Source organism: Sulfitobacter sp. M05, assembly GCF_029285175.1.
GTDB lineage: Bacteria > Pseudomonadota > Alphaproteobacteria > Rhodobacterales > Rhodobacteraceae > Sulfitobacter.
The window spans coordinates 152036-172719 of record NZ_JABEDH010000001.1 but is presented as its reverse complement, the minus strand read 5'-3'; the positions used below and the strand labels follow the sequence as shown (position 1 = coordinate 172719).

At 57.3% G+C, this 20684-nt stretch carries 21 protein-coding genes; 11 read left to right on the top strand and 10 right to left on the bottom strand.

Annotation, left to right across the window (positions count from 1 at the left end; genetic code table 11):
* Positions 1–65: 65 nt before the first annotated feature.
* The 9 genes from HKX44_RS00860 to coxB all read right to left on the bottom strand — a co-directional run bounded on the left by HKX44_RS00860 (position 66) and on the right by coxB (position 7689).
* Positions 66–650, bottom strand: coding sequence for a GNAT family protein (locus HKX44_RS00860; protein ID WP_276149416.1), 585 nt, complete (start codon positions 648–650; stop codon positions 66–68).
* On the bottom strand, positions 650–1912 hold the full coding sequence (locus HKX44_RS00855; RefSeq protein WP_276149415.1) for a pitrilysin family protein: 1263 nt from the start codon (positions 1910–1912) through the stop codon (positions 650–652). Before HKX44_RS00855 ends, HKX44_RS00860 begins: the two co-directional genes overlap by 1 nt.
* Positions 1909–3297 (bottom strand): threonine synthase, encoded by a 1389-nt coding sequence (gene thrC / locus HKX44_RS00850; RefSeq protein WP_276149414.1) that lies wholly within the window; start codon positions 3295–3297, stop codon positions 1909–1911. The genes HKX44_RS00855 and thrC overlap by 4 nt, the downstream gene beginning before the upstream one ends.
* Before the next feature lie 5 nt (positions 3298–3302).
* Positions 3303–3980: an SURF1 family protein gene (locus tag HKX44_RS00845; RefSeq protein ID WP_276149413.1), complete on the bottom strand. Its 678-nt coding sequence runs from the start codon at positions 3978–3980 to the stop codon at positions 3303–3305.
* Positions 3981–4078: 98 nt separating this feature from the next.
* Positions 4079–4888 (bottom strand): cytochrome c oxidase subunit 3, encoded by an 810-nt coding sequence (locus HKX44_RS00840; protein ID WP_276149412.1) that lies wholly within the window; start codon positions 4886–4888, stop codon positions 4079–4081.
* A gap of 35 nt (positions 4889–4923) precedes the next feature.
* Positions 4924–5499 (bottom strand): cytochrome c oxidase assembly protein, encoded by a 576-nt coding sequence (locus HKX44_RS00835; RefSeq protein WP_276149411.1) that lies wholly within the window; start codon positions 5497–5499, stop codon positions 4924–4926.
* A complete protein-coding gene (locus tag HKX44_RS00830; protein WP_276149410.1) occupies positions 5499–5690 on the bottom strand; it encodes a cytochrome C oxidase assembly protein in 192 nt (63 codons plus the stop codon). Before HKX44_RS00830 ends, HKX44_RS00835 begins: the two co-directional genes overlap by 1 nt.
* Positions 5690–6625, bottom strand: coding sequence for a heme o synthase (gene cyoE / locus HKX44_RS00825; RefSeq protein WP_276149409.1), 936 nt, complete (start codon positions 6623–6625; stop codon positions 5690–5692). Before cyoE ends, HKX44_RS00830 begins: the two co-directional genes overlap by 1 nt.
* A gap of 140 nt (positions 6626–6765) precedes the next feature.
* Positions 6766–7689 carry a cytochrome c oxidase subunit II gene (coxB, locus tag HKX44_RS00820; protein WP_276149408.1) on the bottom strand — a complete coding sequence of 308 codons (924 nt, stop codon included), beginning with the start codon at positions 7687–7689 and terminating at the stop codon, positions 6766–6768.
* A gap of 178 nt (positions 7690–7867) precedes the next feature.
* Between coxB and tldD the strand changes: the two genes are divergently transcribed.
* From tldD to HKX44_RS00790, 6 genes are all read left to right on the top strand, one after another.
* Positions 7868–9289, top strand: a complete 1422-nt coding sequence (gene tldD / locus HKX44_RS00815) for a metalloprotease TldD (RefSeq protein ID WP_276149407.1) — start codon at positions 7868–7870, stop codon at positions 9287–9289.
* A 111-nt stretch (positions 9290–9400) separates the two neighbouring features.
* Entirely contained in the window at positions 9401–10552 is a 1152-nt protein-coding gene (gene dprA, locus HKX44_RS00810; RefSeq protein ID WP_276149406.1) for a DNA-processing protein DprA, read from the top strand.
* Between the two features lie 187 nt (positions 10553–10739).
* Positions 10740–13403 carry a type I DNA topoisomerase gene (topA, locus tag HKX44_RS00805; protein WP_276149405.1) on the top strand — a complete coding sequence of 888 codons (2664 nt, stop codon included), beginning with the start codon at positions 10740–10742 and terminating at the stop codon, positions 13401–13403.
* Between the two features lie 167 nt (positions 13404–13570).
* Entirely contained in the window at positions 13571–14134 is a 564-nt protein-coding gene (locus tag HKX44_RS00800; protein ID WP_276149404.1) for a L,D-transpeptidase family protein, read from the top strand.
* Positions 14135–14233: 99 nt separating this feature from the next.
* Positions 14234–14938 (top strand): CoA transferase subunit A, encoded by a 705-nt coding sequence (locus HKX44_RS00795; RefSeq protein ID WP_276149403.1) that lies wholly within the window; start codon positions 14234–14236, stop codon positions 14936–14938.
* Positions 14939–14940: 2 nt separating this feature from the next.
* Positions 14941–15564 carry a CoA transferase subunit B gene (locus tag HKX44_RS00790; RefSeq protein WP_276149402.1) on the top strand — a complete coding sequence of 208 codons (624 nt, stop codon included), beginning with the start codon at positions 14941–14943 and terminating at the stop codon, positions 15562–15564.
* 77 nt (positions 15565–15641) lie between these two features.
* On the opposite strand, the gene HKX44_RS00785 is transcribed toward HKX44_RS00790, so the two are convergent.
* Positions 15642–16454, bottom strand: a complete 813-nt coding sequence (locus tag HKX44_RS00785; RefSeq protein WP_276149400.1) for a lytic transglycosylase domain-containing protein — start codon at positions 16452–16454, stop codon at positions 15642–15644.
* Between the two features lie 369 nt (positions 16455–16823).
* Here HKX44_RS00785 and HKX44_RS00780 point away from each other — a divergent pair, with 369 nt between their 5' ends.
* From HKX44_RS00780 to HKX44_RS00760, 5 genes are all read left to right on the top strand, one after another.
* Entirely contained in the window at positions 16824–17012 is a 189-nt protein-coding gene (locus HKX44_RS00780) for a hypothetical protein (RefSeq protein WP_276149399.1), read from the top strand.
* A 108-nt stretch (positions 17013–17120) separates the two neighbouring features.
* Positions 17121–17309 carry a hypothetical protein gene (locus HKX44_RS00775; RefSeq protein ID WP_276149398.1) on the top strand — a complete coding sequence of 63 codons (189 nt, stop codon included), beginning with the start codon at positions 17121–17123 and terminating at the stop codon, positions 17307–17309.
* A 189-nt stretch (positions 17310–17498) separates the two neighbouring features.
* Positions 17499–18353, top strand: coding sequence for a Flp pilus assembly protein CpaB (cpaB, locus tag HKX44_RS00770; protein ID WP_276149397.1), 855 nt, complete (start codon positions 17499–17501; stop codon positions 18351–18353).
* A 206-nt stretch (positions 18354–18559) separates the two neighbouring features.
* A complete protein-coding gene (locus tag HKX44_RS00765; protein ID WP_276149396.1) occupies positions 18560–19996 on the top strand; it encodes a type II and III secretion system protein family protein in 1437 nt (478 codons plus the stop codon).
* The gene (locus HKX44_RS00760) at positions 19983–20672 is read left to right on the top strand and encodes an OmpA family protein (RefSeq protein ID WP_276149395.1); all 690 of its coding nucleotides are present in this window, start codon (positions 19983–19985) and stop codon (positions 20670–20672) included. The genes HKX44_RS00765 and HKX44_RS00760 overlap by 14 nt, the downstream gene beginning before the upstream one ends.
* Positions 20673–20684: the final 12 nt, after the last annotated feature.

Below are 20684 nucleotides of genomic sequence, written 5' to 3'. Positions count from 1 at the left end.
TGCGCCTGATCCCCGAAGATGCAAGGCGTAACAGGAACGCAGGGCGCATCACCCACCGCCATGTGTCAGCCGGCATCGGTTCTGCCACGCCGGTCACTGCGCAGGGCGGCATACAGCACATGGGTACGCCAACGCCCGTCAATTTGCAGATAGCTTTGGGCAACGCCTTCGTATTTGAACCCGGTCTTTTCCAACAACCCTCGCGATGCGGTATTTTCCGGCAGGCAAGCGGCTTCAATCCGGCTGAGATCAAGCCTGGTGAACGCCTGATGCACCACCGCATGGATCGCCTCGCGCATATAACCTTGCCGCGCAAAGGGCGCACCGGTCCAATACCCTAGCGTGCCGGATTGCGCCGGACCTCGCCGGATATTATCCAAGGTGATGGCCCCCATCAGGACATCGTCTTTGCGACGCACCAGAAACAGGGGCAGTGCCGTGCCGCCGCTGACCGACCGGTTCGCCCAATAGACGCGGTTGGTAAAGGCCTTGCGCGACAGATGGTCCTTGGCCCAGACCGGTTCCCATTTGGTAAGAAAGTCGCGGCTGTTGTCGCGCAGCGCAGTCCACGCACGAAAATCGGAATGAACCGGCGGACGCAGGGTCAGCCGCTCTGTTTCGATCCGGAGTTTGCGCTTGAGCAACAACATCAGGCGGCGCGGCGGTCCTGCAAGGCGTCCAAGCCGGGGGCCTTTTCAACAGGGCCATAAAGCGCAAGAGCAGCGGGCGCTTCCGCCGCCATGCGCTGCGCCAGATCCCGCACGTCCCCGGTGGTGACCGCATCAATTTTCTCGATGGTTTCCTTAAGCGACGGCACCCGATCCCATATCTGGATCAGTCGTGCCAGCCGCTCGGCCCGGTTTGACGGGCTTTCCAGCCCCATCAACAAACCCGCTTTCATCTGGGCGCGCGCCCTTGCCACCTCGGCCGGTGACATATCGGAGGCGGCGCGTTTCATCTCGTCGATGGTGATGCCGGCAAGTTCCGGCAGTTGCTCGGCAGAGGTGCCTGCATAGATCGTCATCATACCGGTATCGGCATGAGCGCCCGCTTGCGCAAAGATCGTATAGCAAAGGCCGCGGTTTTCGCGGATTTCCTGAAACAAGCGCGATGACATGCCGCCGCCAAGGGCAGAGGCGTATATCTGCGCAACATAGATGTCATCTGCACGGTATCCCGGCGATTCAAAGCCTAGGGCAAAATGGGCCTGTTCCAGCGCCTTGTTCTGGCGCACCTCGCCGCCTTTGAACGATGCCACATCCATCTGAAACAACGGTTTCGCCGGCATGTCACCAAACAGCTGTTCGGCCAGTTTCACGATCTCGTCGTGATCCACAGCCCCTGCCGCGGACAGGATCATCTGTTCGGGGCCATAGTGATCCTTGATGAACCCTTGCAAATCGCTCCGGTCGAAGTTTGACACACGTTCGCTCGGTCCGAGGATCGTTCGGCCCAGCGGCTGACCGGGATAGGCCTGTTCCTGTAGCCAGTCAAAAATCACATCATCTGGCGTATCAAGCGCCTGACCGATCTCTTGCAGGATAACACCGCGTTCGACTTCGATCTCGTTCGGGTCCAGTACCGGATTACGCAGAATGTCCGCGATGACATCAAGTCCAAGCGCCACATCATTTTCCAACACGCGCACGTAATAGGCCGTTACTTCGCGGCTGGTGTAAGCGTTGATATAGCCCCCCACGTCCTCAATCGCTTCGGCGATTTGCAGGGAGGTGCGTTTCTTGGTGCCTTTAAACGCCATATGTTCCAGAAAATGCGCAATGCCGTTTTGTTGCGGCGTTTCGTGGCGCCCTCCTGCGGCGACCCACACCCCAATAGAGGCAGAGGCAAGGCCCGGCATGTGTTCGGTGACAATGCGAAAGCCATTGGCAAGGCGGTGTTCGTTCAGGCTCATAGGCCGAGCGCCCCTTTGATGTGAGATTTCAATGCGTCCAGATCGTTGGCAACGCGGGTGACGCGTTCGTCCCGTTCAAACAGATCGGCCATGCGCGGGGGCAACGGGGGCCGGATGCCGCTTGCTGCTTCTACCGCGTCGGGGAACTTGGCCGGATGGGCGGTGGCAAGGGTGATCATCGGTGTGGCCGCGTCGCGTTTCTCCTCCGCTACTTTTACGCCAACCGCAGAATGAGGGCACAAAAGTTCACCGGAAGATTTCAGCGCCCGCGTGATGGTCGCGCTGGTTTCTTCTTCGGTGGCACGGCCCGAGGTATAGATATCCTGCAAGACCTGCATCGCGCCCTGACTGACATCAAAGCCACCCTGCCCCAGTTCATCCATCAATTGCGCCACGGCATTGCCGTCGCGACCATAAGCGTCAAACAAGGCGCGTTCAAAATTCGAGCTGACCTGAATATCCATTGATGGGCTGATCGACGGTTCAACCGTGCCCTTGTGATAACCCTGTCCCTTCAGGCAACGGTCAAGGATGTCATTCTGGTTGGTGGCAACGACCAAATCCTTGATCGGCAACCCCATGCGTTTGGCAATGTAGCCGGCAAAAATATCGCCGAAATTGCCGGTCGGCACGGTAAAGCTGACCTCGCGCTCCGGCGCACCAAGAGACACGGCAGAAGAAAAGAAATATACAACCTGCGCCAACACCCGGCCCCAGTTGATCGAATTCACACCGGCCAGCTTGACCGCATCACGGAATTCGAAATCGTTGAACATATCTTTCAGGCGGGCCTGACAATCGTCAAAATCACCATCGATGGCCAAGGCATGTACATTGGACTCGGTCGGGGTGGTCATCTGGCGACGTTGCACATCGCTGACCCGGCCATGCGGATAAAGGATAAACACATCGACGTTGTCGAGACCGCGAAAAGCCTCAATCGCGGCAGAACCTGTATCGCCCGAAGTTGCGCCGACGATCGTGACACGCGCGCCTTTTCGTCCCAGTGCTTTCTGAAACATCTGGCCAATCAACTGCATGGCGAAATCCTTGAACGCCAGCGTGGGGCCATGGAACAGTTCAAGCAGGAAATGATTAGGGGCAAGTTGCACCAGCGGTGCCCGTGCCTCATGGCCGAACCCGCCATAAGCGCTGGCAATCAACGCGCGAAACTCGGCGTCAGTAAATGTATCGCCGATGAAGGGGCGCATAACGCTAAAGGCAACCTCTTCATACGACTGGCCAGCCATCGCCGCGATCTGTTCCCGGCTCAGGGTGGGGATTTCTTCGGGCACATAAAGCCCCCCGTCCCGGGCAAGGCCCGTCAACATGGTGTCTTCGAATGTCAGCGCGGGGGCTTGGCCCCGGGTCGAGATATAGCGCATTTCAATCAGCTTTCGGATAGGGGGGCGCGACGACGGCGCAGGAAAAGGAGGGACATGGCCAGCCAGATGGCAGCCAGCGAAAACCACGTGACTGCATATTGCAGGTGGTCATTAGGAATACGGCTGGTGTCGACAGGCAAGGGTGTAACAGCCGGGTCATCGTCTGGCAGGCTGCGGGCGACGATCAGCACAGGTTCTGCGCCGAGTGTTTCTGCCATCGCCGGCACATCACGGGCGAACCAGATGTTGTTTTCGGTATCCGCCTCGGGGGTAAACCCGTCCGTCTCACGGGGCCATTGCAGGTTGCCGATGACCATTACCTCGCCGATGGGTAATTCGGTAGTTTCGCTATCAACCGAGACAAATCCACGATCGACCAAAACCCGCCGCTCGCCGGTTTCGAATCCGGTGATCAACCGGTAACCGGCCCCTTTGACTTTTTGCGAGACCAGAACACGCAGGGTATCGCCAGAAAACCGGCCGGACGCAGTGACTGGCAAATAAGCATCGCTCTCAGCGGACGCAGATGTGGGTACCGCCACAGGTGTTGCATGTATGCGGGCATCAATATCGGCGATGACGCCCTCTTTCCATGCCAGACGCTGCACCTGCCACAGGCCCAGTGCGACCAGAATGGCGACACCCCCAAGGCCGATGATAAGAAGGAACAAGGCGCGGTTCATAGACACTCATGCATACGAAAAAGCACGCGAAGCGGTTGCTACGCGTGCTTGGGTTTTCAAGGATCGGAGATGCAGATGCAACCCCAGTTTTGCCGCAGTTAGCCCGGTACGCCCCAGATGTAGACGGCGAAGAACAGGAACAACCATACGACGTCAACAAAGTGCCAGTACCAGGCAGCCGCCTCAAAGCCGACATGCTGTTCAGGGGTGAAATCACCGCGCATTGCACGGATCAGGCAAACCGCCAAAAAGATTGTCCCGATCAGAACGTGCATACCGTGGAAACCGGTTGCCATAAAGAACGCAGAGAAGAACGCATCGCCACCAAAGGTCCAGTCGTGGTGCAGCAGCAGTTCACGGTATTCATAAGCCTGCAAGAAGGTAAAGAAGACGCCCAAAGCAATGGAAATGGCCAGACCGTTGATCAGGTCCTTGCGGTTGTTTTCATGCACCAGCGCGTGGTGCGCCCAAGTTACGGCACAGCCGGACAGCAACAGAACCAGCGTGTTGATCAGCGGCAGGTGGAATGCGTTCACGGCGTCGAATACCGGCGGAACATATTCAGATCCGACATATTCGTTCATCGGATAGATGGCCTGTTTGAAGAAGGTCCAGAACCACGCCACAAAGAACATGACTTCAGACATGATAAACAGGACAAACCCATAGCGCAGGCCGATACGCACAACAGGGGTGTGATCGCCGATCCGGCTTTCAACAACCACTTCACGCCACCAGCCGAACATCACGTAAAGTGTTGCGACAAAACCGCCGAGGAACATGAACGGTGTAACATCGTGCATCCAAAGGACTGCACCGAAAAGCATGACGAACCCTGCCAATGAGCCAAGCAGGGGCCATGATGACGGCGCGAGGATATGATAATCGTGGTTCTTAGCGTGGGCCATGGCGGGCGGTCCTTCTTTGCTCAAAGCGGGTTGGCTTAATTCAGTTCGGTTGGCTGGTCTGCATCAAGGGCGGCATAGCCTTCGGGCAGATCAATTTCGTAGAATGTATAGGAAAGCGTGATGGTGTGTACATACTTGCCATCATTATCCGTGACGATTTCGGGATCAACGAAAAAGCTGACGGGCATCTGCACGCGCTCACCGGGGGCAAGCACCTGTTCAGTAAAGCAGAAACAGTCGATTTTATCGAAGAAAGCACCAGCAGCGTAGGGTGTTACGTTATAGCTGGCCTGCCCAGCAATCGGGCGGTTGGAAGGGTTGTAGGCCTCGTAAAAGGCCAATCCGACCTCGCCGATGCGCAGCTCCATTTCGCGCTGCACCGGCTTGAATTCCCAACCCATATTGTTGTTCAAGGTGCCATCGAAACGCACCTTGATGGTCTGGTCGAGAATTTCATCAGAAGCGACATCGACCTGCCCCGGCACCCCACCAAACCCGGTGACGCGGCAGAACCAGTCGTAAAACGGCACCGACGCCCAGGCCATTGCGCCCATGAACACCACCAGCGAAACAGTTTGCACAACGGTTTTGGTCGGACCAGACATCGCCATCAGTTGCCCTCCACTGGTGCGGTTCCGCTGGCGGGCCCGACGGCCCCCGGGCCGGTTGCGAAATCAGTTTGGGTGATTTTCACAAAGGTCAGCACCATCACCAGAACAACAAAGGCCCCCAGCATCAGGCCAACCCCGACGTTGCGGCCTTTGCGCCGGCCATGAAGATCATGTTCAACGTTCAGTGGCATTACCAGCCCCCCAATCCGTAAGGGCGCAGCGTCGCTTCAATCAGGATCGCGCCAAAATGCAGGAAAAGATAAAACAGTGACAAGCGGAAGAATTTTCGCTCAACCTCATAGTTGTCGCCTTCGGCATCCCCCTCGTCGCGCTGCCAGATACGATAGGCACCAATCAGAAACAGAACGTTCAGCACCACAGCAAAGCTGAGGTAAATATAACCGCCGATGGCCGTGAACCCGGTGCCAATCGCAAGGATTGCCAGCAAGACCGTGTAGGCCAGGATATGACGCCGTGTCGTGGGGCGCCCGTGGGTCACCGTCAACATGGGCACGTTGGCATCATCGTAATCCGAGCGCATGAACAGGGCCAGCGCCCAGAAATGCGGTGGCGTCCACATAAAGATCAGCGCAAACATCAACCACGCCTCGACAGAGAAACTGCCGGTTGCGATGATCCAGCCGATGACCGGCGGGAAGGCCCCCGCGGCACCGCCGATAACAATGTTCTGAGGCGTCGCACGCTTCAGCCACATGGTATAAAACACAGCGTAAAACAGAATAGTGAACAACAACATGCCGGCAGCAAGCAGATTTGCACTGAGCGCCAGCATCATCACCGCCATGCCCGACAAGGCCACGCCTAACGCCAGTGCTTCGCCCGGTTGCACCTTGCCTGCGGGAATCGGTCGGCCAACGGTACGTTTCATCACTGCGTCAATATCGGCGTCCCACCACATATTCAGTGCGCCGGAGGCACCTGCCCCGATGGCAACAAAAAGAATGGATGCAAAACCGATAACCGGATGTACGGACACCGGTGCCGCTAGCATACCTACAACAGCCGTAAAGACGACCAGCTGCATCACGCGCGGCTTGAGCAGCGCGAAATAGTCGCCCAGTTGCGCCTCGTATTCGGCAGCAGGTGTATTCGTGATATCGGACATCCGGTACCTTTTATGCAGGAGGGTGGGCAAAGTGCCCACCACAGTTTTCGGTCGAATATTTTGGTCGCTTAGCGCAAGCAGGTCAGCGCCCCGCCCTGCCGGCTGGCGCGTAGCGGATGGGCATCAGCCCACCCTGGCGCTTAGTTCGAAGCGATCTGAACGGTTGGGGTGATGCCCGCGTATTCTTCTTTGGCTTTGCCGATCCAGTCAGCATAGGCCTCTTCGGACACAACCTTTACCGTGATTGGCATATAGGCATGTGCCTGACCGCAAAGTTCGGAACACTGACCAAAGTACACGCCTTCCTTTTCAGCGCTGAACCACAGCTCGGCCAGACGGCCCGGAACAGCATCCTGTTTCACGCCAAACGCCGGCATCGCCCACGAGTGGATCACGTCAGAGCCGGTAACCTGCACCACGATTGTCTTACCCACAGGTACAACAACCGCCGTATCTGTCGCCAGCAACCATTCACTGCGGGAGTAGCCGGCGTTTTCCAACTTGGTGATCATCACGTCGTTCAACATGTTGGCAACCGCACCTTCGGCCTCTTCTTCAGAGGTCAGGGTCGCAGGCGCACCGATCATATAGCTGTCAAAACCGAATCCTTCGTCGACATACTCGTAAGACCAGTACCACTGGTTGCCGATTGCCTTGATAGTGATGTCAGCCTGCGGGATTTCCTGCTGGCGGAAAAGAATGGGCAGTGAAAAGGCCCCGATCAGCACCAGAACCAGAATCGGCCCGACAGTCCACGCAATTTCAACCGGTGTATTGTGGGTAAAAGATGCAGGTGTCGGATTTCGTCTGGCGTTAAACCGGATAACCACCCAAGCCATCAATCCCGTCACAAACAGGGTGATTACTGTAATGATAACGAGAATCAGATAATCCAGATCGTGGATATCCTGAGCGAGGCGCGTAACGGCAGGCTGAAAGCCCATCATGCCGTCAACAGGTGCGCCGATCACCTCAAGCCCGTCGATCCGCAATGCATCCTGCGCCATTGCTGGTAGGGCTGAAAGGCCTGCCATGAGCGCAGTCAAAGAAAAAAGATGTTTCATGTGTCGTCCTGATCCTGTGACCAAATTTGGGTCCCGTTTCGTGCGAAGGCGCTTGGTGCGCGCCCCTGCCGTTGTGTTCCTGATGCTTACAATCATATTCTAACCTCAAGATAAAGTCTTTCGATTGCGTCAAACAGACGCTAACGCGCAAAACATGTTGCAAAAACAGGATAGCTTGATGCCCCATACGCCCTTTTCTCCGTTTGAAAACGATCTGGACCGTGACACCGCCCTTACTGTGCTGCGTGCGGCCACACAGGGGGCAGACGACGGAGAGCTGTTTTTCGAACGCCGCCGCTCCGAGGCGCTGATGTTTGATGATGGCCGCCTTAAGACCGCCAGTTATGATGCTTCAGAGGGGTTTGGCCTCCGGGCGGTACGGGGCGAAGTGGCCGGATATGCCCATTCAACAGAAATCTCGGAACAGGCGTTGCGCCGCGCGGCAGAGACCGCGCGGCTGGCTGTGGGGGATGGCGGTGGCACTTGGGCGGATGCACCGGAGGGGACCAATAAAAAACTCTATACAGATGCGGACCCGATCGAAGGGGCGGCCTTTCCGGTCAAGGTCGAAACCCTGCGCGAGATCGACGATTTTGCCCGCAGCCTCGATTCCCGTGTCGTACAAGTCAGCGCCAGTATTGCCGCCAGCCTGCAAGAGGTCGAGATTTTGCGACCCGAAGGCACCTCCGTGCGCGACATCCGCCCCATGACGCGGGTGAATGTATCGGTGATTGTCGAACAAAACGGGCGGCGGGAAAGCGGCTCTGCGGGGGGCGGCGGGCGGATTGGTCTGGACGGGATGCTGGCACCAGCCGACTGGCAGGCCAAAACCCGCGAGGCCTTGCGGGTGGCTGTGGTTAACCTTGATGCGATTCCCGCCCCTGCCGGTGTCATGGATGTGGTGCTTGGCCCCGGCTGGCCCGGCATTTTGCTGCACGAGGCAATTGGCCACGGCCTGGAGGGTGACTTCAACCGCAAGGGCAGCTCCGCCTTTGCCGGACTGATGGGACAGCAGATTGCAGCCAACGGCGTGACGGTTCTGGATGACGGGACGATTCCCGATCGCCGTGGGTCTATCTCTGTGGATGATGAAGGCACACCGAGTGCGAAAAACATCCTGATCGAAGACGGCAAACTGGTTGGCTATATGCAGGACCGCCAGAACGCGCGACTGATGGGCGTGCGCAGCACTGGCAATGGGCGGCGACAATCCTATGCGCATATTCCGATGCCCCGGATGACAAATACCTATATGTTGGGCGGCGATACCGCACCGGGTGATATTGTCGCCGATCTGAAAGACGGCATCTATGCCGTCGGATTTGGCGGTGGTCAGGTGGATATTACCAATGGCAAATTCGTGTTTTCCTGCACCGAGGCCTACCGCGTGGAAAACGGCGTTGTCGGTTCGCCGGTCAAAGGTGCCACACTGATCGGCGACGGGGCGACCGCACTTAAGCAAATCCGCGCCATCGGCAATGATCCCGCCCTCGATCCCGGCATGGGGAACTGCGGCAAACAGGGCCAATGGGTACCAGTCGGTGTCGGTCAGCCCAGCTTGATGATTGGGGGGCTAACCGTGGGCGGATCAGCGGCGTAAGGTTTGTCCTTAACCAGATCGGTTCAAGCTAAGGGAGATTGGGCCTATTCTGTTCATGCCCTGTTAACCAGCTGGATTTATACCTGATTCTAGTAACAGACGGAGCAACGGATGACTGACAAGGAACACGATCCTTCTTCCACTCACCCCCCACTCCCACCCACCCCGGAAGACGAACAGTTTGCCCGTCTCCGTCTGTTACGCTCGCGCCGGGTTGGCATTGCCACGTATAAACGACTGCTGACTGAACACGGCTCTGCGCAAAACGCGCTGGCCGCGCTGCCTGAGGTGGCGCGCGCCGCGGGCGTTACAGACTACAGCATTTGCCCCGAGGGGGTGATCCACGCGGAACTGCGCAATGGTCACGCGCTTGGGGCGCAGCTTGTGGCGTTTGAGGATCGCAGCTATCCCGCTGCACTTGCAGAAATCTCCGACGCCCCCCCCTTTCTATGGGCGCTTGGCGATGTGGCCTTGCTTGCCCGTCCCATGGTCGCGCTGGTCGGCGCCCGCAACGCCTCGTCGCTCGGAACCCGTATGGCCAGATCACTGGCACGCGATTTGGGCGCGGCCGGATATGTCGTGGTATCCGGGTTGGCCCGTGGTATCGACGCGGCGGCACACCATGCTGCGCTGCCTTCGGGAACAATCGCGGTTCAAGCCGGCGGCGTCGACACAGTCTATCCCACCGAAAACACCGAACTTGCACGCTCGATTGAAAAATCCGGCCTGCGCCTTTCCGAACATCCGATTGGGATGCAACCGATGGCGCGTCATTTCCCCAGCCGCAACAGGATCATCTCTGGCCTGTCGCGCGCAGTGGTCATTGTGGAAGCCGCGGCAAAATCCGGCAGCCTGATCACCGCCCGCGATGCGCTGGATCAGGGCCGCGATGTTCTGGCCGTGCCGGGCCACCCCTTTGATGCCCGGGCCGCAGGCTGCAACATGTTGTTGCGGGACGGGGCGACCTTGATCCGGTCTGCGGCTGATGTGCTTGAGGTACTGGGCGCCGCTTGCGCACCCGAATTGCCGCTGTCCCCTCCAGTTGACGCGCCCGCCGCCCGCACGGCGAAACGCCCCTTGCGCGAAACGGCGGCACTGCACACTCGCATTCTGGCCCGCCTTGGCCCTTCGCCCCTCGCCGAAGACCAGTTGATCCGCGACCTACATGCGCCCGCCGCAGAAGTTGCGCCGGTTCTGGTCGACCTTGAGCTTGACGGCAAGATCACCCGACAGGCCGGCGGCCTGCTCAGCACGGCGGGATAACCCCAGCCTTTCGCGGACATCCGCCCCGCCAGCGGTGGTTTCAACTTGTGGTAAATGCGGATCACCCCCGCCATTACGGCGTGCAAAGGGAAAGACTGCGCAGCTGCCGCATTGACAATACCCCCCACCATCCCACATGTGACAGCGCAAAGACCGCTATAAACATTCACGTAAGGTGCCTAAATCCATGCCCGTAGTTGTTGTCGAATCCCCGGCCAAGGCCAAAACGATCAACAAATATCTTGGCGACAATTATACTGTCCTTGCGTCTTACGGTCACGTCCGCGACCTGCCCCCGAAAGACGGATCAGTCGATACCGACAATGAATTCGACATGAAATGGGAAGTCGCCAGCACAAGCAAGAAACACGTCAAAGCCATCGCTGACGCGCTGGCCGGTGACAACGAACTGATTCTCGCAACCGACCCCGACCGCGAGGGAGAAGCAATCAGCTGGCATTTGCAAGAGGCGCTGACCAAACGCAAATCCATCAAGAAAGACACGCCGGTCAGCCGCGTGGTGTTCAACCAGATCACCAAAAAGGCCGTGACCGAAGCCATGGCAAACCCGCGCCAAGTCGACATGCCGCTGGTCGAGGCCTACCTTGCGCGACGTGCGTTGGACTATCTCGTGGGGTTCAACCTGTCGCCGGTTCTTTGGCGCAAGTTGCCCGGCGCGAAATCCGCAGGACGCGTGCAATCCGTTACGCTGCGCATCATCGTCGAACGCGAAATGGAGATCGAGGTATTCCGCGCCCGCGAATATTGGACCGTCAAGGCAATCCTCTCAACGCCACGCGGTCAGGAGTTCGAGGCACGGCTGACAACGCTGGCTGGCAAAAAGCTGGACAAGTTCGATCTTTCCGACAGCACGCAGGCGGAAATGGCCGTGCAGGCAATCACCAGCCGCGACCTAAGTGTGACATCGGTCGAAGCAAAGCCGGCCACCCGCAACCCCTCCGCCCCATTCATGACCTCGACCTTGCAGCAGGAAGCCAGCCGCAAATTCGGCATGGGGGCCAAAGCCACGATGTCGACCGCGCAGCGTTTATACGAAGCCGGGCACATTACCTATATGCGAACCGACGGCATCGACATGGCCCCCGAAGCCGTCGAGATGGCGCGCGACGCGATTAAGGACCGCTATGGTGCGGATTACGTGCCAAGCAGCCCCCGCATCTATAAGAACAAAGCCAAGAACGCACAGGAAGCACACGAATGTGTGCGCCCGACCGACATGGCCAAGGATGCCGCGTCGCTGAACCTCGAATCCGATCAGGCAAAACTTTATGATCTGATCTGGAAACGCACGCTGGCCTGCCAGATGGAATCTGCCCGGATGGAGCGGACCACCGTCGAGATCGGCAGCAAGGACGAACAGGTCGGCCTGCGCGCCACCGGTCAGGTTGTGTTGTTTGACGGGTTCTTGCGTGTCTATGAAGAAGGCCGCGATGACGTTGTAGTTGATGATGACGACAAGCGCCTGCCGCAAATTTCGCAAGGCGACAAAACCGCCAAGAGCAGCATCACACCGGAACAGCATTTCACCCAACCGCCGCCCCGCTATACTGAGGCAACGCTGGTGAAACGCATGGAAGAGCTGGGCATCGGGCGCCCCTCGACCTACGCCAGCATTGTTACGACCATTCAGGACCGCGGCTATGTGCGGCGCGAAGGTCAACGGCTGATCCCCGAGGATAAGGGGCGGCTGGTGACGGCCTTCCTTGAGAACTATTTCCGCAGATACATCGGCTATGATTTCACCGCCGACCTTGAGGACCAGCTGGACAAAGTATCGGCCAACGACGCCAATTATAAGGACGTGCTGACCCGTTTCTGGCGCGACTTTTCCGCAGCCATTGCAGAAACGGCAGACCTGCGGATCACCGAGGTGTTGGAAAAGATCAACGAGGTACTGGAGCCGCATCTGTTCCCGCCACTGGAAGACGGCGGTGATCCGCGTCTGTGCCCGAACTGCGGCAATGGCCGTCTGTCGATGCGCACGGCGCGTTCCGGCGGGGCCTTTATCGGCTGTTCTGCCTATCCCGAATGCCGCTATACGCGTCCGTTCGGCCCGCCAAATCCCGAGGCCGAGGCATCCGCCATTCCGCCGGAAGGCAAACTTCTGGGGTCGGATGCCGGGGACGAAATCCGTGTGTTCAAGGGGCGTTTCGGCCCCTATGTCCAGCGCGGTGAAGTCACCGAAGAGAACAAGAAACCACCACGTCAGTCGGTGCCAAAAGAATGGCCCCCAGAAGAGCTGGAGCTGGAGCGCGCGCTGATGCTCTTGTCCCTGCCCCGTGAAATTGGGCCGCATCCTGAAGACGGGATCATGGTCTGGTCCAATATCGGGCGCTACGGCCCCTATCTGAAACACGCGCCCAGCACTTCGGATCGTGGGGGCACCAACGCCAATCTCGGCGATATCGACGAGGTGTTTACCGTCGGCATGAACCGTGCGGTGCAATTGCTGGCCGAAAAGGTTGCCAGCCGTGGCGGGCGCGGCGCCGCCGCCAAACCCCTGCGCGAGTTGGGGGAACACCCCGCAGCTGGTGGTGCAGTCAATGTGATGAAAGGGAAATACGGTCCCTACGTGAAATGGGAAAAGATCAACGCGACGATCCCCGACACCATTGATCCCGAAGAACTGACCATGGATCAGGCCGTGCATCTGATTGATGAGCGTGCGGAAAAGGCGGGCAAGAAAAAGCCAGCAGCTAAAAAGAAGGCCGCCCCCAAGAAAGCCCCCGCGAAAAAGCCGGCGGCAAAGAAAACTGCGGCCAAAAAGCCGGCAGCGAAAAAGCCAGCGGCAAAAAAGGCCGTGCCAGCCAAGAAAGACGACGAGGCCTAAGCCCCGTTGAACAGCCCCGGCTGCCCTGTGCAGACCGGGGCTGTTGTGCTGTCAAAAAGTGGGGCGCGGCCAAATCGCGGGGCGCATGTCGCACGACTCATTTTTTTGTGATTTGATCCTGCCCAACGGCTTTGCCACACCGTCAATAAAAGACGAAAGGCAGAGCAATGGCAAAACCAACACTCACCCGCCGCGCATTAATGAGCGGCGGTACGGCGGCGATCTTCGCCCCTTCTATTCTGCGGGCCGACACTGCGGATCAGGCCGGTGTGCGCCGAAACGCAACCAGTTTTGTATCTCAGGACTGGCGCGACCACTTCGACACTTTGGGCAAATCGGCAATTGTTGCAGACACCAGCTCGCGTGCCCTGCACTATTGGAACAGCGACGCCAGCGACTATCGGGTTTACCCCACCTCGGTGCCCGCCACCGAAGAACTGACCAAACGCGGGTATACCAAGATTATGCGCAAGAAGGTCGGACCGGACTGGACCCCGACCGCATCCATGATGGAGCGCTTCCCGCATTATAAATACATGCCCCCCGGACCTGACAACCCTTTGGGCACCCATGCGATGTATCTGGGCTGGCCAGCCTATATCATCCACGGCACGCAGGATACGCGCAAAATCGGGCGGCGGTCTTCGGATGGTTGTATCGGTCTATATAACAACCAAATCGAAGAGCTTTTTGCGCTTTGTCCGGTTGGCACGCAGGTGCGCATCATCTGATTGCGCCATTTCCTGACGCAGATGTGAACCGTTTGACACTGCCGCGCCGCAGCGTCACAAAAGGCGTGATCAATTTTGACCTGCAAAAAGGGAATACCGATGAAAAAAGTCTATGGCTCGGCTGCAGAAGCCCTGGATGGCGTCCTAGCGGACGGTATGCTGATTGCATCGGGGGGGTTTGGCCTGTGTGGCATCCCCGAATTGCTGTTGCAGGCCATTAAGGAAAACGGGGCCAAGAACCTGACCTTTGCGTCCAATAACGCGGGTGTCGACGATTTTGGTATCGGTATCCTGTTGCAGACCAAGCAGGTCAAAAAAATGATCAGCTCTTATGTTGGTGAAAACGCAGAGTTCATGCGCCAATATCTGTCCGGCGAGCTTGAGCTTGAGTTTAACCCGCAAGGCACATTGGCCGAGCGTATGCGCGCCGGCGGCTGTGGCATTCCGGGGTTTTACACCAAGACCGGTGTCGGCACCGTGATTGCCGAGGGTAAGGAAGTCAAAAGCTTTAACGGCGAGGACTATATCCTTGAAGAGGGGATCGTCGCGGACCTGTCCATCGTCAAAGCATGGAAGGCGGACGAGACCGGCAATCTGATATTCCGCAAGACCGCCCGCAACTTCAACCCACCGGCTGCCATGTGCGGCAAGGTCTGCGTGGCCGAAGTGGAAGAGATCGTTCCCAAAGGCTCCCTTGATCCTGATATGATCCACCTGCCCGGCATCTATGTACACCGGATCATTCAGGGTGATCACGAAAAACGCATTGAACAACGTACAACCCGCAAGCGCGAGGAGGCTTAATCATGGCTTGGGACAGAAACCAGATGGCTGCGCGCGCGGCACAGGAACTTGAAGACGGCATGTATGTGAACCTTGGCATCGGTATCCCGACGCTGGTGGCGAACTATGTCGGCGACAAGGACATCACCTTGCAATCGGAAAACGGGATGCTGGGCATGGGCCCCTTCCCGTATGAAGGCGAAGAAGACGCCGATCTGATCAACGCGGGCAAACAGACCATCACTGAATTGAACCGTACGGCCTATTTCGATTCTGCCACCTCTTTCGGGATGATCCGCGGCGGCAAGATTGCAGCGGCCATTCTGGGGGCAATGGAAGTTGCTGAAAACGGCGATCTGGCAAACTGGATGATCCCCGGCAAGCTGGTCAAAGGCATGGGCGGTGCCATGGATCTGGTGGCCGGTGTTGGCCGTGTGATTGTCGTGATGGATCACGCCAACAAACACGGTGAAAGCAAAGTGCTGAAAGAATGCACCCTGCCGCTGACCGGCAAAGGTGTTGTGGACCGGATCATCACCGACCTCGGTGTGCTGGACGTGGTTGAAGGTGGCTTGCGTATCGTTGAATGCGCCGAAGGCGTCACCGAAGAGGAACTGCGCGCCGCCACACAGGCCACGATCGTCTAACGCCTCAGCCATCCATAAAACCACGGGGCGGGCAGATTGCCCGCCTTACCACACGAGGCTATTGCGCCAACGCGCAATCAGTCCAACGCCGCAAAAACACAGCCATCTGTGATTAACTCGGGTGGTGTTTGGCACAGCCCCTTGGCAACCTGAAACGCCGCCAGCACCTTGGGCACATAGTCGCGGGTTTCGGCAAATGGCGGCACGCCCTGGTGTTTGCGCACTGATCCCTCCCCCGCGTTATACCCCGCCAGCACCAGAATTGGATCGTGATCGAATTCTTGCATCAGCCAGTTCAGGTATTTCACCCCGCCAGTAATGTTCTGCGCTGGCTTTAGACTGTCCTCGACGCCAAACCGCTCAGCAGTGGCTGGCATCAATTGCATCAGACCCTGTGCCCCCGCGCTGCTTTCGGCGTCCGGCTTGCCGGCCGATTCAACTGTGATCACCGCCAGCACCAAAGCCGGCGAGACATTTGTGCCAATCGTCGTGCGCAAAATGTCGATGCCATTGCTACGCGCGATGTCTTGCATCTGTTGAAGGCGCGGCGCGGGTACTTTACTGGTCGCGCCGGACAACACAGCAATCGCCGCTTGCAACCGCCCCGGCCCTGTACTGGCAACATTGGGGGAAATTTTATCCCAGAACCAACTGTACTGGCCCACTGTATCCCTGTTCACAGTGCCGGAAGGCGCCAATGCCACGTCATCAGACGGTGTGGGAACCTGTGCCGCCGGATCGATCTGGATTCGAATCCGCTTGCTGGTACCTGGTTTTGGCGGCTTCACCCGCTTTGAACTAAAGTCTGCAAAGGGTTTCGGATCACCAGCATCAGCCATGCCAGCACAAAGTACCCCCGCCAAAAGCGATAAAGCTAGAATTCGAAGCATGCGTGCCTGCTTTTTTTGCGTGTCTGCTCGATTTTTCGGAAATATCCCACAAAATACCCCCCCAAACCAGCCAATCATGGCACAGAACATGGCGGTTTCGCCTTATTTCGCCGGATTTTGCGGGGATTTGAAAAAATTCAGCACGGTGAACATAGTATTAATCATTACAAAACAGAGAGTTAAATATTTTTACTCTCATTTCTGGCCCGTAAACGAAAAAGTCACATTTGCTGCCAAATTGGTGCCCCATTCGAGGGGCTATATAGCGTCATACCAAGTCGGACAGGCAGCCAACTGAGAGAAACGGTTGCCACAACGAACGGCGGGGTTGGAACTTAAAAACTTACATGATCCTTGGAGGGACATACCATGATGAACTTTATCAAAAACTTCCGTGCAGACGAAGACGGCGCCGTAACTGTTGACTGGGTTGTTCTGACAGCCGCCGTTGTTGGCCTGGCCGTTGCAGCATACACATCCATCCAGTCCGGCGCGTCAGACCTGACAGCTGAAACCGGCACATTCCTTGAGAACCGTACACCTGGCGTAATCCAGTAATATCAGGTTCTAGCTTTTTATAGAGCTTTTGGGGGTCGCGTTCTTATTCTCAGAGCGCGGCCCCCTCTGCCTTGGTGGTATTCAAAAGATTAACTTGAAGGGCCCAGCATGTTTAAGAAAATAAGTGATTTTTCACACTCCGAAGATGGCGCGGTTACAGTTGACTGGGTTGTCATTACCGCAGCAGTGGTGGGACTTGCCGGTCTTGCGATCGTTGCGATTTCAGGCTCCACGGGCAATGTCGGTGATGGCATCGGAACCTGGCTGACAGCCTATCTTCCCGGCGCGTCCAGCTAAGGTCAGAAGACTGAGGTACCGACCAAATCGGCCGGTATTCAGGTTCGTGGCGCAAGAATTGCTGTGTGTAGAATACCACAGCCGTTCCCCAGATGCGGCAAAGTTCAGCCACAATTCTGTTGCACGATAACAAAGCGAACCAGGGACCGGGCCACTCCCGGTAAGAATAGAAAAAAAGAGGTAAGAGACATGCGCATGGTATTTGGATTGGTTCTTTTGGTGGGCATCGCGCTTGCCGGCGGTGCCGTATACCTGGCCAAGGATCGGATCGCGCAATATCAATACGCGAACGCTCAGGCTCAGGCCGCACTTGCAAAAATCGTACCGACAAAGACGGTCTTTGTGGCAACCGGCGCGTTAAAATACGGTCAACGGTTGACGCAGGAAGATGTCCGCGCCGTCAATTGGCCCGAGAATGCGATCCCAGAGGGGTCATTCGTCGATATGGCCGCCCTCTTTCCCGAAAACACGGATGATTTGCGTGTTGTCTTGCGGGCGATCGAGAAAGACGAAGCTATTTTGGCGCTCAAGGTTACAGAACCCGGCGAAGATACTGGCCTGACTTCACGACTTGAGCGGGGCCAGCGGGCCTTTGCCATTAAAGTCGATGTCTCCAGCGGCGTTTCCGGTTTTCTGCGCCCGGGCGACAAGGTCGACGTCTACTGGACCGGTCGCGCAAACAGCGGGGGTAAAAGTTCCCGTGAGGTTACCAAGCTGATCGAGGCCGCGGTTAAGTTGATCGCCATCGACCAAAGCGCAAGCGACGTTCGGGACGAGGCGACAATCGCGCGCACTGTCACCGTCTCAGTCAGCCCGCAGCAAGTCGCCGCATTGGCGCAGGCCCAGTCAACAGGTTCCCTATCCCTGTCACTGGTTGGTGCCGAAGACGACACCATTGCCTCTGCTATCGAAGTCGACCAGCGTTCCCTGTTGGGGATCGAAGCCGAAACAGTGAAGAAAGAGGTTGCCGCCGCAAAGGTTTGCACGATCCGGACAAGACGGGGTGCAGAAGTGGTCGAAATTCCGATCCCTTGCACAAACTAGTCCGGATTTTCCTCTAGAAACAATTGATTGAAACAGCGCCGCAAATCTGCGGCGCTGTTTGCATTTGAGGTTTTGTTGCCAATTACCCACATAAACAGTTGCGGCGAACACCTTGATTCTTGCAATAAAATTGAAATTGACGCAGAGTGTTCCAAACGACGGGCGAAAAGACCCTACTTTGAGGCGTGATCAAAAAGGCAGGTCACATGAAAATTGATAGATTTATGAAAGCGGCCCTCGTCGGGCTGTCCCTTAGTGTGATGCCATTGGCACTGTCCGCGCCTGCTCCGGCATTTGCGGACACGCTGCGCGTCGTTAAAAAGGGTACCAACTCCACTCTTGATGTGCCGATGAACCGGGCCGTCGTGGTGGAAAGTGACATTCCCTTTGCAGAGCTAAGCATCGCAAACCCCGGCATTGCGGACATTTCTTCCTTGTCGGACCGCACGATCTATGTTTTGGGCAAATCCCCCGGGATGACCACCCTGACCCTGCTCGATGCCAGCGGTCAGCTGATCACCAACGTGAATGTGCGTGTCGCCTCGGATGTTACCGAATTTAAGGAACGACTGCGCCAGATCCTGCCGGGCGAGAAAATCGAGGTACGCACCGCAAACGACGGTATTGTGCTGTCCGGTGTGGTGTCCTCGACGCAGCGTTTGCAGCGCGCGCTTGACCTTGCTGAACGGTATGCCCCCGAACGGGTGTCCAACCTGATGAGCGTCGGCGGCGTTCAACAGGTGATGATGAAAGTCCGCTTCGCAGAAATGCAGCGTAACGTGTCGAAATCCCTAAGCTCTTCTTTGTCCTTTAACGGGGCTGTCGGCGGCACTGGTCTTAACGGCGGCACCGGGACCAGCAACCAATCCGGCGGCGTGGCGACCTCTTTGGGCGGCAACATCCCTGCCTCGAACCAAAACGCTGGTGCCGTGCTTTTCGGCTTTAACGCTGGATCAACCCAAGTGGGTATCCTGCTGGAAGCACTGGAGAAAAAGGGCGTTGTGCGTTTTCTTGCAGAGCCCAACCTTGTTGCACTTTCCGGGCAGGAAGCGAAATTTCTGGCAGGTGGCGAATATCCCGTCCCTGTTGCACAGCTGAATGGACGGATCTCGGTTAAATTCAAACCCTATGGCGTTGAACTGGCCTTTATCCCGCGGGTTGTGGACAAGGACGTCATCAACCTTGAAATGCGCGCAGCGGTGTCGGCCATTGACCCGACCAACAGCATCGCCTTGGGCAACGGCATTGAAATCTCTGCGTTCACACGGCGCGAAACCTCTTCCACAGTAGAGCTGCGCGATGGTGAAAGCTTTGCGATTGCGGGCCTGTTGACGGACGATTTTGTTGATAACTCAAGCCAGCTGCCATGGATTGGTGATGTACCGGTTTTGGGCGCGCTGTTCCGCTCGGCAGATTACCAGCGCAACCAGACAGAGCTGGTGATTATTGTCACCGCCCATCTGGTGACGCCGACACGTGGCGAGGCACTTGCCCTGCCAACGGACCGGATCAAGCCACCGACCGAAAAGGACCTGTTCCTCTTTGGCCGCACCGCGGAAGACACCCGCACACCGACAAAAGGGGCTGCGGGAGAGGTTGCCAAACAGGACTTTGGCGGGTCATATGGCTATGTACTGGATTGAGCCAATGAAAACCCTCATGCGTAAAAACACCAAAATTGCAGGGATCACTGCCGTTCTCGCGACCGTTCTTGGCTGTGCGCCAAGCTCTGATCCTGTCTACACGCAGTTTTATCGCGAAGCGGGTGCGCTGACGGATACGGGTAACTTTGGCAATGCGACGCTGAACAACCGTCTGGTCATGACAGGCGAACGCCAATACACATTCGATCTTGCAAATAGGTTCGCCTCCGAAGTGACATCCACTGTCACTTTCGAGTTCAACTCTGCTCGTCTGGACGCAACCGCACAGGCAATCTTGCGGCAACAGGCACATTGGATCAGGCAGTTCCCTGAAATCCGTTTCCGGGTCTATGGACATACGGATGCCGTCGGATCGAACCGATTTAACAAGGCGCTTGGCAAACGGCGTGCGGATACTGTTGTGAACTACCTCAGCACGCTGGGCGTCAGCCGCAGTCGTCTTGAGGCGGTTGTCTCCTTTGGGGAAACACAGCCGCTTATCGTCAGCCAAGGCCGCGAGCGGCGCAACCGCCGCACGGTTACCGAGGTAAGCGGCTTTGTCGGTCGTCACCCAACCGTGCTTGACGGAAAATACGCACAAATCATCTATCGTGACTACATTGCCAGCGCGGTGCCGGCGACGTTGTTGACGCCCGGCGCTCTGGGCGAAGAGTAAACTCACTCAAAT